8 protein-coding genes are annotated in these 13,312 nt (G+C 69.2%); 4 read left to right on the top strand and 4 right to left on the bottom strand.

Going from position 1 to position 13,312, the window contains the following annotated elements:
• Positions 1–201: 201 nt before the first annotated feature.
• Positions 202–1,281, top strand: a complete 1,080-nt coding sequence (locus RUR49_RS07500; RefSeq protein WP_409145747.1) for a glycosyltransferase — start codon at positions 202–204, stop codon at positions 1,279–1,281.
• A 64-nt stretch (positions 1,282–1,345) separates the two neighbouring features.
• Here RUR49_RS07500 and RUR49_RS07495 read toward each other — a convergent pair whose 3' ends face one another.
• Positions 1,346–2,200 (bottom strand): cell envelope integrity EipB family protein, encoded by an 855-nt coding sequence (locus RUR49_RS07495; protein ID WP_409145746.1) that lies wholly within the window; start codon positions 2,198–2,200, stop codon positions 1,346–1,348.
• A gap of 141 nt (positions 2,201–2,341) precedes the next feature.
• On the opposite strand from RUR49_RS07495, the gene RUR49_RS07490 reads away from it, so the two are divergent.
• Together RUR49_RS07490 and RUR49_RS07485 are read left to right on the top strand one after the other, a co-directional pair.
• The gene (locus RUR49_RS07490; RefSeq protein WP_409145745.1) at positions 2,342–2,806 is read left to right on the top strand and encodes a RidA family protein; all 465 of its coding nucleotides are present in this window, start codon (positions 2,342–2,344) and stop codon (positions 2,804–2,806) included.
• Between the two features lie 147 nt (positions 2,807–2,953).
• Complete coding sequence (locus tag RUR49_RS07485; protein ID WP_409145744.1) at positions 2,954–3,709, top strand: glycerophosphodiester phosphodiesterase family protein; 756 nt, start codon at positions 2,954–2,956, stop codon at positions 3,707–3,709.
• Positions 3,710–3,734: 25 nt separating this feature from the next.
• On the opposite strand, the gene RUR49_RS07480 is transcribed toward RUR49_RS07485, so the two are convergent.
• Positions 3,735–7,604, bottom strand: coding sequence for a hypothetical protein (locus tag RUR49_RS07480; protein WP_409145743.1), 3,870 nt, complete (start codon positions 7,602–7,604; stop codon positions 3,735–3,737).
• Between the two features lie 142 nt (positions 7,605–7,746).
• On the bottom strand, positions 7,747–9,483 hold the full coding sequence (locus RUR49_RS07475) for a monovalent cation:proton antiporter-2 (CPA2) family protein (protein WP_409145742.1): 1,737 nt from the start codon (positions 9,481–9,483) through the stop codon (positions 7,747–7,749).
• 205 nt (positions 9,484–9,688) lie between these two features.
• On the opposite strand from RUR49_RS07475, the gene RUR49_RS07470 reads away from it, so the two are divergent.
• Positions 9,689–10,924 carry a GNAT family N-acetyltransferase gene (locus RUR49_RS07470; RefSeq protein ID WP_409145741.1) on the top strand — a complete coding sequence of 412 codons (1,236 nt, stop codon included), beginning with the start codon at positions 9,689–9,691 and terminating at the stop codon, positions 10,922–10,924.
• 21 nt (positions 10,925–10,945) lie between these two features.
• Here RUR49_RS07470 and RUR49_RS07465 read toward each other — a convergent pair whose 3' ends face one another.
• Positions 10,946–13,261, bottom strand: a complete 2,316-nt coding sequence (locus tag RUR49_RS07465; protein ID WP_409145740.1) for a cadherin domain-containing protein — start codon at positions 13,259–13,261, stop codon at positions 10,946–10,948.
• Positions 13,262–13,312 lie beyond the last annotated feature (51 nt).

Below are 13,312 nucleotides of genomic sequence, written 5' to 3'. Positions count from 1 at the left end.
GCGATGGCAAGCGCCGCCGCACATCAGCCCTAACGCGGGCGGTGCCTGCGGATTCATCATGCCGTGAAGTGGGTGCCTCCGCCCCTTCCGCCGCCGGCGAGCCTCGCACTATCATGCGCCCTGTCACAGGGGTCCGAAGATGACGTCGCCTCACCGTCCGCCCGCCCGCCTCCGCCGATGACCGTCGCGGCGGAGAAGATCATGTTCGTGCTGCCGGTCTCCGGCGGCAGCGGCGGGGCGAACTCGGTGTTCCAGGAGGCGGACGCGATCCTGCGCTTCGGCGTGCCGGTGCTGATCGCCGCCAACACCGGCAACGTCATGAGCCTGCGCGAATCGTATCGCGAGTTCCAGGCGCTGGCCGGCGCCATCGTCGGCTTCGACGGCCCGGAAGGCCTCGCGGCGCTTGCCCTTCAGCACGACGTCACGACGCTGGTGGCGACCACCAACCAGTCGGTCCACACCGTCGTCATGGCGCGGCGCGAGCACCTCGCCGACCGCGACGTGCGCGTCGCCTACTACGTGCAGGACTACGAGCCGCTGTTCTACCCCTACGGCAGCGCCGAGTGGAACGGCGCCCGCGCCTCCTACGGCGCCGACCCCGACCTCATCCTGTTCGCCAAGACGCACTGGCTGCAGGAGGTGGTCGAGGCGAACCACGGCGTCAGTGTCCACAAGGTCGAGGCGAGCATCGACCACGGCGAGTTCTTCCCGGACTTCGCGGTGCGTGCCGATCCCACCCGCCCGCTGACGATCGCCGCGATGCTGCGCCCCTCGACGCCGCGCCGAGCGCCGCGCCGCACCGCCCGCATCCTCTCGACCCTCGCCCACGAGTTCGAGGGCAAGGTGCGCTGCATCTCGTTCGGCTGCGAATGGCAGGACGTCTTCCGCCACGGCCTGGTGCTGACCGGCGTCGACCACCGCGGCCGCCTCACCCGGGCGGCGACGGCCCGCCTCCTGCGCGGCGTCGACCTCTTCCTCGACCTGTCGGACTATCAGGCCTTCGGCCGCACCGCGCTCGAGGGCATGTCGTGCGGGGCGGTGCCGGTGGTGCCGATCCACGGCGGCGCCGGCGAGTTCGCCATCGACGGCGACAACGCCTTCCTCGTCGACACCCGCCACGACGAGGCCATCCTCGCCGCCGTGCGCGGCTTCATCGCCCTGCCCGAGCGCGAGCGCCGCGCCATGGCTCTGTCCGCCGTCGACACCGGCTACCGCTACACGCCGGAGCGGGCGGCGCTGTCGGAGCTCAGGCTGCTGTCGACGGGCTTCGCCGCCGCCTGAGGCGGCCGCGTACCATCACCGGTTGCTCGCTCGCCCCCGGACCCTGCGCTTCACGCGCGACGCTTCACTCGCACGGCTTGGCGTCGAGATATTCGATCGACGTCAGCTTCCCGAGGATGGTGAAGTCGCCGTAGTCGAGCTCGAGCTTGCGGGTGACGCCGTTGGCGTAGACGAGGAACGACAGCTCGTACATCGGCTTCTGCTCGGCGCGGTCGCCGCCCATCTCGAAATAGGACAGCCGCACCGGCCAGCGCGCGCCGGCACCGAGGGTCTCGACCGCCTTGGCGTCGTCCATGCCCGCTTCGTCGACGCCGGAGGCCGGCCGGCCGATGACGGCCGTGGTGGCGAACACTTTCTCGCCCTTCTCCGAGCCGTCATAGAGGTCGCCCTGCAGGATGGTGCCCCCCGCCTCGGCCGCCTCGATCACCTTGACGAGATGCTGGGTCGGGAACAGCGGGCCGTTCTGGAACGTCGTCTGCTTCTGCGCCGGCTTGGCGAGATCGACGATCACCTCGTCGCCGTCGCGGGTGGCGACACCCTTCGATTCTTCCGAGAGCTTCTGGTCGACATAGCTCTGGGTGACGAACTGGAAGGTCTCGCCCGTCGCGTCCTCGTAGCTCGTCGTGCGCAGGTCCGTCAGCCGCGAGCCGCCCTCCTGGTCGTCGATGCGCGAGACGAAGCGGAAGTTCGTCGTGAAGCCCTCGCAAGCCGAGCCGGTGAACTCGGTGACGATGCGCCCGGCGACACCGAGGATCGTGCCGTTCTCGTCGCTCTCGCCGAGGGACATGTCGTAGACGGCGCGGTGGGGCTGCAGGCCGGCGGCGATCTTCGAGACGGGCGCGGTCGCCGCCGCCGCCGGCAGCGCGGCGACGAGCACGGCGCCGGCAAGGAGGGTGGCGAGCGGACGCGGAGACGGCATCGAGGAACCTCCAGAAGGGCGCGCCGGCTTCGCACCCGGGAAGGCGGGCGCGCCGTTGCGGCGCCGGGCGATTTCGGCCATGAGGGTGGCACGCCGCCGACCCGGCGGACAAGCAGGCTCGCAAGAGACGAGGACGAGATCATGGCCGAAACCGTCGAAGATCGCCTGAAGGCACTCGGACTGACGCTGCCGGAGGCCGTCGCGCCGGTCGCCAACTACGTGCCGGCGGTGCTCGCCGGCTCGCTGCTGCACGTCTCCGGCCAGCTGCCGATGGAGAACGGCAAGCCGAAGCTCGTCGGCAACCTCGGCGACGGCGTCTCGGTCGAGGATGCTGCGGCGTGCGCCCGCATCTGCGCCCTGCACGTGCTCGCCCAGGTGAAGGCGGCGGTGGGCGACCTCTCGAAGGTGAAGCGCATCGTCAAGGTGGTCGGCTTCGTCGCCTCGGCGCCGGGCTTCACCGACCAGCCGAAGGTCGTCAACGGTGCCTCCGACCTGTTCGTCGCCGCCCTCGGCGATGCCGGCCGCCACGCCCGCTCGTCGGTCGGCGTCGCCATGCTGCCGCTCGGCGTGCCGGTCGAGGTCGAGGCGATCTTCGAGATCGCCTGAGGACGGACAACCGGGCGCGGCCCCGCCGCGCCCGGCTTCGGGGAAGACCTTGGCGCGGCGCGACCGCGCCGGGCATCGTAGAGAGCCTTGCCGGGGCACGTCGGCACGGGAGCGGTGACACGGCAGCCGTGTCACGGGAGACGGGCGATGGCGGCACCTTCCTGGCTGACGGCGCGCCCGGTCGCCCACCGCGGCCTGCACGACGCATCCCGTGGCATCCTCGAGAACACCCTGCCGGCGGCGATCGCCGCCATCGAGCACGGGTTCTCGATCGAGGTCGACCTGCAGATGTCGCGCGATGGCGAGGTGATCGTCTTCCACGACGACACGCTCGAGCGCCTGACGACCGGCACCGGCCGCGTCGCCGCCCGCACCGCCGCCGACCTCGCCGACATCCCCTTCAAGGTCGGTACCGCCCGCATCCCGACGCTGCAGGACCTGCTCGACACCGTCGCCGGCCGCGTGCCGCTGGTGCTCGAGCTGAAGTCGCAGTGGGTGCGCGATCCCGGCACCCGCCTCGTCGCCGGCGTCGTCGCCGCGCTCGAAGCCTATGACGGTCCTGTCGCGGCCATGTCCTTCGACCCCGACCTCGTCGAGGGCCTGCGCCACGCGATGCCCGGCCTGACGCGCGGCATCGTCGCCGACATCGCCACCGACCCGCACGAGTACGGCCGGCTCACCACCATGGAGCGCTTCGCGCTCCGCCACCTCCTGCACGCCCCGCGCTCGCAGCCGGACTTCATCGCTTACGACGTCCACGCGCTGCCGATGCCGGGCCCGGTCATCCTCCGCCGCGTCTTCGGCAAGCCGCTTTTGACCTGGACCGTCCGCACCCCCGACGAACTCCGCCACGCCCGCGCCCACGCCGACCAGATCATCTTCGAAGGTTTTGTGCCGGAGTGAGGGGTGGCACTCTGGGGCAAGCGCCTCAGTTGCCGGGGCCGGAACCGTCGCCGCGGGGCACGTTCTCCCGCGCCCGGGCGATGTGATCGTCGAGAGGCGCGAGGACGTCCATCACCCTGGGATCGTCCGCCGCGACGTCGGCGAGGAACAGCAAGTCCGACAGAAGGTCCGGCAGCAGCACAGCGTCGGCGGCGTCTTCACGTTGGGCTTCCAACAAGAAGCGAACCGCCGCTGCCCAGCCGAACCAGAGCTTCGGTTCCGGCCGCTCCCGCCAGCGCGAAGCCACGGTCGCATAGAACGCACGGGCGCCGTTAAAATCCTTCGCAGAGCATCGGCCCGCGATGAAAGCGGCACTGCTCTTCGCCCACTGTTCCCGCACCTCCGGCGGCGCCCCCGCAACGGCCGATGCCGTCTGCAGGTCGTCCAGCAGCGCGCAAGCGGACTCGGGTGCCACAGCGCCGGTGTGTAAGATGTAGTTGAAGACGCTCTTCACCCACTGCACCCGCAACTCCGGCGGCGCCCCCGCAACCGCCGACGCGGCCTCCAGCTCATCCAGCAGCGCGCGTGCGGACTCGGGTGCCGCCGCGGCGGTGTGGAAGATGTAGTTGAAGACACTCTTCGCCCACTCTTCCCGCAACTCCGGCGGCGCCCCCGCAACGGCCGATGCCGTCTGCAGGTCATCCAGCAGCGCGCGCGCGGACTCGGGTGCCAGAGCGGCGGTGTGTACGATGTAGTTGAAGACGCTCTTCACCCACCACACCTGCAACTCCGGCGGCGCCCCGGCAACCGCCGACGCCGCCTTTAGTTCATCCAGCAGCGCGCGTGCGGGCTCGGGTGCCGCCGCGGCGACGTGGGTGATGTAGTTGTAGACACTCCTCGCCCACTCCACCTGCAGCTCCGGCGGCGCCCCCGCAACGGCCGACGTCGCCAGCTCATCCAGCAGCGCGCGTGCGGATTTGGGTGCCGCGGCGGCGGTGCGGCCGATGTAGTTCGTGACGCTCTGCGCCCACCACACCTGCAACTCCGGCGGCGCCCCCGCAACCGCCGACGCGGCCTTCAGCTCATCCAGCAGCGCGCGTGCGGACTCGGGTGCCGCGGCGTCGGTGTGGAAGGTGTAGTTGAAGACACTCTTCGCCCACTCTTCCCGCAACTCCGGCGGCGCCCCCGCAACGGCCGATGCCATCTGCAGGTCATCCAGCAGCGCGCGCGCGGACTCGGGTGCCACAGCGGCGGTGTGTAAGATGTAGTTGAAGACGCTCTTCACCCACTCTTCCCGCAACTCCGGCGGCGCCCCCGTAACCGCCGACGCCGTCTTCAGCTCATCCAGCAGCGCGCGCGCGGACTCGGGTGCCACAGCGGCGGTGTGTAAGATGTAGTTCGTGACGCTCTTCGCCCACAACACCCGCAACTCCGGCGGCGCCCCCGCAACGGCCGACGCCGCCTCCAGTCGCTCAAGCAGTGCTTGTGTCGGCTCGGGTGCCGCGGCGTCGGTGTGCAAGATGTAGTTAAAGACGCTCTTCGCCCACTCCACGCGCACCTCCGGCGGCGCCCCCGCAACGGCCGACGCGGCCCCTAGACGATCGAGCAGCGCCCGTGCTTCCTCTGGGTTGCCGTCTGACCGAGTGGTCACAAACGCGAAGACGCTTGAGGCCAGCCGCACCAGCAGTTCGACCGGCACGGCAGGTCGGGTCGCAACATCGGCAAGCGCCGTGATGAACCCCGCAATTCTCCCGGCCGAGAAGTGCCATCCAGATTCACCTGCAAACGCTGTGAGTAGGTCCGCCTCGGCCAGTCGCGCGGCCCAGTCGTCGTAGGTCGCGAGAACGCGGAAGGCCTCCTCCGGAAAGGCTTCCCGCTTCTCTCCCGCGGACTGCGCGGCAGCCTCGACGTGGTCGAAAACCTCGAACGCGTAGCTCTGCGAGACACCCGCCACCGGTCTCCGCAACGCTTGCAGCCCGGGATGTCCCCCGAAGTCGCGGCGGGCGCGCCAGGCGAACTCCGCCGTGTTCCACCCGTCTCCTGCCCGCCACGCCGCTTCGGCGAGCCATGGGAAGCGCGGTGCGCCCGTCGCAGCGACGCTCGCGGCGAGGAGGTCGAGGGCGAAAAACTCGCCGACGAGGTCGGGCAGGAGACGGCCGAGGCGGCCGGGGGCAGCCTCGGTTGGCGGCGCCTCGCTGCGAAGCGCAGCGAAACCCTTCTCGCCCACCTCGTCCGAGAGGGCATTCTGCAGTGGCTGCGGAAGGCGCTCGGCATCCCGCGCGGCCTCGTAGCCGTCGATCATCGTCGAGAGCGCGAGCAGCGGTTCCTCGACGGCGGGGCGGATCCCCATGGCCCGCCAGCGCTTGCGCTCGCGGGCAACCAGCCTGCCGATGAGAGCCGAGAGCGTCGCCGCCTCCCCCTCTCCGGCCGCCATCGCCTCGGCGAGGATGAGGGCCGTCAGCGTGCGCCGCTCCGGGTCCACCTCTGCGTGGCGGGCGAGGAAGTCCGCCCGCTCGATCTCGAGGCCCCCGAGGAACGGCCCGGCCAGCGCGAAGATGTCCTCGTCGGTCTGCTCGCCGACGTTCAGCGCATCGGACCTCCAGCGGGCCGCCTCGATCCCTTGCCGCTCCTGCGCGGCGCCCCAGAGCTGCGCGCGCTGGAAGTCCTCGTCGGCCCGCTCGATCAGGAGAACGCGCAGCTTGTGGCCGTAGCGGCCGCCGTTGGCGACGCCCATGGTCAGCAGCGCCGTCGTCATCGCCGAATTGGCGAGCACGTAGTCGACGATGATCAGGTGGGACTTGCGCGGCTGCCAGGCGTTCAGCGTGTGGGCGGCGACGGTCTCGTTGCCCTCGCGCGGGGCGAAACCGACGCGCCAGTCGCCGTCGCGGCGCTTGCAGAGTTCCAGCGCCAGCCGGCTCTTGCCCGCCCCGCCGCCGCCGACCAGCATGTGCCAGGCGAACGGCCGCTCGTCGTCGAGGAAGGCGTCGAGCTCCGCCAGTTCGTCGCCACGGCCGCGGAACGGGATATCGGGGTTGCGGAAGGAGAAGCGGTCGGCCGCCGACATTGGCCGCACCTCCGGCAGCAGCATCAGCACCGGAGGCGTGCCGAAGATCTGGTCGTCGATCCGCGCGGCCAGCGCCGAGAGCTTGTTCACCTCGGCGGCAATCGCGCGAACCTGCTCGTCGTTCGAAGCGGCGAATTCTTCGATCGTCGCCGTCCGCTCGTCGACGAGGGCGAGGCGCATCGCCATCCAGATGTGGCGGGCGGCGGCATCATGCTTGATCTTCGCGGCGCCCTGGACGGCGAAGCGAGCGAACCACCCCGTGCCCGGATCCCGGAACCGCCGTTCCGCTTCCCCCTCTAGCGGGTGGCCGGCAGCGGCGAGTTCGGCGAGCACGGCGTTCTCTGCCAGGCGACGGAGATCGATGGCGGCCGATGCGGCGGTTTCGCCTCGTGGCGCCCCCGCCATCTCTGCAAGCGCGAGGGGCAGAGCATCGCGCAGCGCCGCTTCGACCGCGGACGCGTCCGTCGCATCCCCCTTCACCGACGCCTTGAGCTCGGTCCTCGCCCATTCGAGCGCCGCGTGAGCGGTGCGGCGAAGGTCCGCGAACTCGCCGCCGGGGACGGCCTGCCACTCGTCGAGGAGATTGCGCAGTGCCGCAAGTTGCGCCTGGCGCAGCGCCCGCGCCTCGTCGTGGTTGGGGTCGAGCGCCTTGCCTTGACGCAGCGCCGTCCAGCGCCCCAAGAACGACTTCCCCGCAGCATCGATCCGGCTGGCGGCGAGGTTGCAGGCGAGGCTCCCGGCAACACCGACCACCACCGCCGCGCCGGTGACCGCCGGGCCGACGGCGGCTCCGGATAAGGCCGCGAGTGCCAGCAGACCTGTACAAATGGTGAGGTTGCGTGCGACCGTCACGCTCCCGGAGCCCCCCGCCCGTTCGAGCCGTTCCGTCGAGTGTCGCACTGCGCCCCGCGAGCATCAATCTGCGGATGTGCGGCGGCTTCGACTTCCCCGTCGGGTCCTTCCCGGACGATCGCGACGGCGGCCCCACCCTCCCTCACCCGCCCTCCAGCAGCCGCTGGTGCTCCAGGCGGCGGCGGGTGGCGTCTTCGGTGAGGCCGAGGCCGACGAGGACGCGGCCGGCGAGTTGCAGGCTCGCCTCGGTGGCGAGCGGCACCGCGACACTCGCCCCGGCGGCGATGAGGCGGGCGGCGTGGGCGGCGTCGCGGGCGCGCACATAGATCGGGATCGCCGGCCAGGCGCCGTGCACGGCGGCGACGATGCGCTCGGCCGAGGTCGAATCGTCGAGCGTCACCACCACCGCCCCCGCCCGCTCGACGTGGGCGCGCACCAGCATTTCCAGTCGCGAGGCATCGCCGAAGAACACCGGCAGGCCGTTGGCGCGCTCATGGGCGACGGCGACAGGGTCGTTGTCGAGTGCGAGGAACGGGATCGCCTCCGCCCGCAGGGTAGCGGCGACCAGCCGGCCGACGCGGCCGAAGCCGGCGATGACGACGTGGCCGTCGATCGTCGCCACCTCGGCGAGGTCGCCCTCGTGCGCCGCGGCCGTCTCGCGGCGGGCCCACTGGGCGGCGAGCCGCGCGGCGGCGGCGGCGACGAGCGGCGTCACCAGCATCGTCAGGCCGGTGACGATGAGCATGTACTGGCCGACATCCGCCGGCAGCAGCGCGAGGCTCATCGCCAGTCCGACGACAATGAAGGCGAACTCGCCACCCTGGCCGAGCAGCAGCCCGGTCTCCAGCGAGACGGGGCGCGGCACTCCGAAGGCGACGCAGAGACCGGCCGTGATCGTCGACTTGAGCGCGAACAGGCCAACCACCGCCACCGCGATCCAGAACGGCTCATCGGCGACGACGCGCCAGTCGATACCCATGCCGACCGACATGAAGAACAGCCCGAGCATCAGTCCCTTGAAGGGCTCGATGTCGACCTCGATCTCGTGGCGGAACTCGGTCTCGGCCAGCAGCAGGCCGGCTAGGAAGGCGCCGAGCGGCATCGACAGGCCGGCGAGCCCGGTGATTGTGGCGATGCCGACGACGGCGAGGAGCACCGCCGCCATGAACATCTCCGGGCTGCGCGCCTGGGCGACGAGGCGCAGCACCGGGCGCAGCACCAGCCGGCCGACGAGGTAGATGGCGCCGATCGTCAGCACCGCCTTGCCGAGCGCCAGTGCGAGCTCGACGCCGATGCTGCCCTCGACCTTCGCACCGAGCACGCCGACGACGAAGAGGATCGGCACCACCGCGAGATCCTGCATCAGCAGGATCGAAAAGCTCGACCGCCCGAGCGGCGTGGAGAGCCGCCGGCTCTGCAGCAGGATCTGCATCACGATGGCCGTCGACGACAGCGCCAGGCACGCACCGAGCACGATGGAGGCCGGCACCGAGTTGCCGAACTGCCAGGCGATGGCACCGATGATGGCGCCGGTGATCAGCACCTGCAGGCTGCCGAGCCCGAACACCAGCCGCCGCATCGCCCACAGCCGGTCGAGCGAGAGCTCCAGCCCGATGGTGAACAGCAGGAATAGTACGCCGAGCTCTGCCAGCGCCTGCACGCCGTCGAGATCGGTGATCACGACGAAGGCGAGCGCGGGATGGTCGGACGCCCACAGCCCGAGCCCGAACGGCCCGATCAGGCCACCGACGATCAGGTAGCCGAGCACCGGGCTGACGCGCAGGCGGTGCAAAAGCGGCACGAGCACGCCGGCGGCGACCAGAAAGACGATCGCCTCGCGCAGGTAGGGAATGCCGCCGCCGTGTTCCTCCACGCGCACCCCCCCTTCGGCGCCGCTTCGTTCGCCCGCACGATTAGGCCGCGGGCGGGTCGCCCGCAACCCGGCGCGACGCGGGGCCGGCGGTGCGCGTCGCGACCCTCTCGACAGCCGCAGCGGCGACCCTACACTCAGCGGCGACGCTTTCGCGATCCTCCCGCAGGCGCCGCCCCCTTTCGCACGCCGCCGTGCGCACCACCATGGTCCGATGACGTCACCCGAGACCCGCGAGACCATCCGCCTCAGCATCGCCGCGGCGATGGCCGACATCGACAAGGCGGCTTGGGACGCCGTCGCCAATCCGGGCTGGACGGTGGGTCCGGGCGGCGCGATCGCCTCCGACGGCACCGCGACGGAGCCGTTCAACCCGTTCGTCTGCCACGACTTCCTGGCGATCCTGGAGGAAGCCGGCACGGTCTCGGCGCGCACCGGCTGGATGCCGCGCCACCTCGTCCTCGATGCGCCGGACGGCGGCCTCGCGGGAGCGGTGCCGGCGTACCTGAAGAGCCACTCCCAGGGCGAGTTCGTCTTCGACCACGGCTGGGCGGACGCCTTCGAGCGCGCCGGTGGACGCTATTATCCGAAGCTGCAGGTGTCGGTGCCGTTCACCCCGGCGACGGGGCCGCGGCTGCTGGCGGCGCCGGGACCGGGCCGAGACGCCGTGCGCGCGGCGCTGGCCGAGGGCATCGTGGCGCTCGCCCGCGAGACCGGCGCCTCCTCGGCCCACGTCACCTTCCCGACCGAGCCGGAATGGCGGCTCCTGACCGATCGCGGTTTCCTGCCGCGCACCGACCGGCAGTTCCACTGGTTCAACGAGGGCTTCTCGAGCTTCGACGACTTCCTCGCCACCTTCGCCTCGCGCAAGCGCAAGCAGGTGAAGCGTGAGCGTCGCGAGGCGGTGGCGGCCGGCATCGAGATCGAGCGCCTGAGCGGCAGCGCCCTGACGGAGGCGCACTGGGACGCCTTCTTCCGCTTCTACACCGACACCGGGGCGCGCAAGTGGGGCCGGCCCTATCTCAACCGCCGCTTCTTCTCGCTGCTCGGCGAGCGGCTCGGCGAGCGGGTTGTGCTGGTGCTGGCGAACCGCGACGGCCGCACCATCGCCGGCGCCCTCAACATCGCCGGCTCCGACACCCTCTACGGGCGCTACTGGGGGGCGATTGAGGAGCACCCCTTCCTGCATTTCGAGGTCTGCTACCACCAGGCCGTCGAGCACGCGATCGCCCACGGTCTCGCCCGCGTCGAGGCGGGGGCGCAGGGCGAGCACAAGCTCGCCCGCGGCTACCGCGCGGTGCCGACCTTCTCCGCCCACCACATCGCCCACAAGGGCCTGCGCGACGCGGTCGCCAACTACCTCGAGCGCGAACGCGCGATGGTGGCCGCCGAAACGGAATACCTCGCCGAACACGCGCCCTTCCGGAAGGGTGGCGACGAGGAGAGCTGAAGAGCGGCGTCGGAAGGCGCGTCAGACGAGGTCGAAATCAGACGCCTTCAGCTTGTCGACGTCGCGCAGGGTGGCGATGAAAACCGCATCGCCGTCACCTGAACCGTCGGCGTCGAACCAGAGCTTGCCGTTGTCGCGGTCGAACAGGAACGTCTGCTTGCCCCCGCTCGCCTTCGGGTCGTCAGACTGCACGAGCTTGAAGCCGCCGTCCTTCATGCCCTTCCAGCCGTCGACCGCGAAGACCAGCAGGTCGCCGTCGGAGACGAAGTCCAGGACGACGTCGCCGGCCTCGCGCTGCTCTTTCCAGACGAAGCTGTCGGGACCGAGGCCGCCGCTGAGCTTGTCGCGCCCCGTGCCGCCGGTGAGTTCGTCGAGGCCGTCGCCGCCCGTCAGGGCGTCGTCGCCGCCACCGCCCTCGAGGCTGTCGTCGCCGTCCGCCCCCGCGAGCCGGTTGGCCCTGCCGTCGCCGGTCAGGTGGTCGTCGAAGGCGGAGCCCGCGAGGTTCTCGATGCCCTTGTAACTGTCGCCGGCGGCTTCGCCGGTGGTGGCATTCTGGCGTGCGAGGTTAGCCGTCACCCCGGCGGTCGCCGCGGCATAGGAGGCCGTATCCTGTCCCGCGCCGCCGATCATCGCGTCGCCACCGAGACCACCTTCGAGCACGTCGTCACCGCCGTCGCCGACGAGCTTGTCGTTCCCGGCGAGGCCCTGCAAGTCGTCGTCGCCGCCCTTTCCGAAGAACACGTTGCGCCCGGCGTCGCCGACGAGCGTGTTGTCCTTGCCGTCGCCGCTCTGCACGCTCTTGTCGATCTCGACGGTGATCGTCTCCGTGGTGACGCCGCCCCGGCCGTCGGACGCCTCGACGGTGATCTCGACGGTGCCGTCCACCGCCTCGGTCATCCGCTTCGCCAGCACGATCTCGCCGTCGACGATCCTGAACAGCCCGCCGGGGTTGGTGGTGAGACGAAAGGAGACGTCGTCGCCGTCCTGGTCGGAGGCCGAGAGCGTCGCGACGACGGTGCCGACCTCGGCGTCGGCATCGACCGCTCCGCCATCGACGACCAAAGACGGCGCGTCGTTGCGGTCGTCCACCATGATTGTGAACGACTTCTGGAATGTGTTGCCAACCTTGTCCGTGACCAGAACGGTGATCTGATAGCTTTCGATTTTTTCGTGGTCGATCGCGCCAGTTAGACGCAGTTCGTTTCCCACAATCTTGAAGGGCCCGTCGCCATTGTCCTTCAGAGCGAAACTGAATGACTCGTTGAAGTCGGAATCAATTGCCGAGAAAACTCCGATCACAGCCCCGTTGGCCGAGTTCTCGTCGATGCGCGAACCGCTGAGCAATAGGTTCGAAGGCGCCTCGTTCACATTAGAAATGCTGATATTGACGTCGGCAGAATGCGATTTACCGTGCTTATCCGTAACGGTAAGTGTTAGTGAATAGCTGGGATGCATCTCGAAGTCGACTTTATCTTTCAGATAAATGCCGTCGCCAACAATCTTGAAATTTTCTGAACCTTCTCCGGACAGCGTGAACAAGAGTCCGTCGGCCTGATCGAGATCCTCGGCTTCGAACCGCGCCGCCAACTGATCGGTGGTATTCTCTTCTGCAACCGAGAAGGTCTCCGTAATGAACACCCTGGGAGCGAGATCTACGTCGCGGGGATGAATCGTGAGGTCAAAGAATGCCTCTAAAGGATGTCCACTCTTGTCAAGAGTCCAAACATTTATCGTGATGATGACAGTTTCATCTAGTCCTGGACCAGTATAAACAAGATCATGAGCATCACCTAATCTACCAAATGAAAATGTGTGTCCGCCACCGTTTACAACGGACATAATTATATCTTCGCCACGACCTCCATGGACTGTCACCCATACTCGCGCAAACTCAGCGCTGTTTAGCTCATCACCGTCGAGGGGCTCCTCATAGATCTCAAACTGCGTCAACTCAATATAAGCATTCTCGGCGGTATCCGCTTGCTGGATGGTCGCTACGGGCGAGGGATCCGCAAATTTCTCCGATGTCTTGACGTCAACGTCCATCTCCAATGCTACATCGCAGCCCACCGAAAGCGCGTACCCATGTGTCACCTCCGATCCAGAGGGCTGCAGGTCCGGAGTGGCGGCCCCACTCCATTCGAGGTCGGAGACGTCCAGATCGATGGCGACGGCGGAGTTCCGTACGACTGTGCGCTCTATCGAATAGTCGATCCCGGAGGAGAGGCTGCCAAAGGCGAAAAAGTCGTCGCTCGCGCAGCCGGACCCGAGACCCTCTAGCCACTCGCCCGCTTCGACCGCAGCGCTCAAAACCACTCCGCGCGATGCTGACACCATGGCAAGAACCGCTCCAGACTTTCTCGCTACGCTCGGGAATCCAAGGTCGGT

The sequence above is a fragment of the Pseudoxanthobacter sp. M-2 genome (genome assembly GCF_046156265.1).
Classification (GTDB): Bacteria; Pseudomonadota; Alphaproteobacteria; order Rhizobiales; family Segnochrobactraceae; genus CAMDHY01.
Note: the sequence above shows the minus strand (reverse complement) of the source record. Positions and strands in the feature narration are given on the sequence as shown.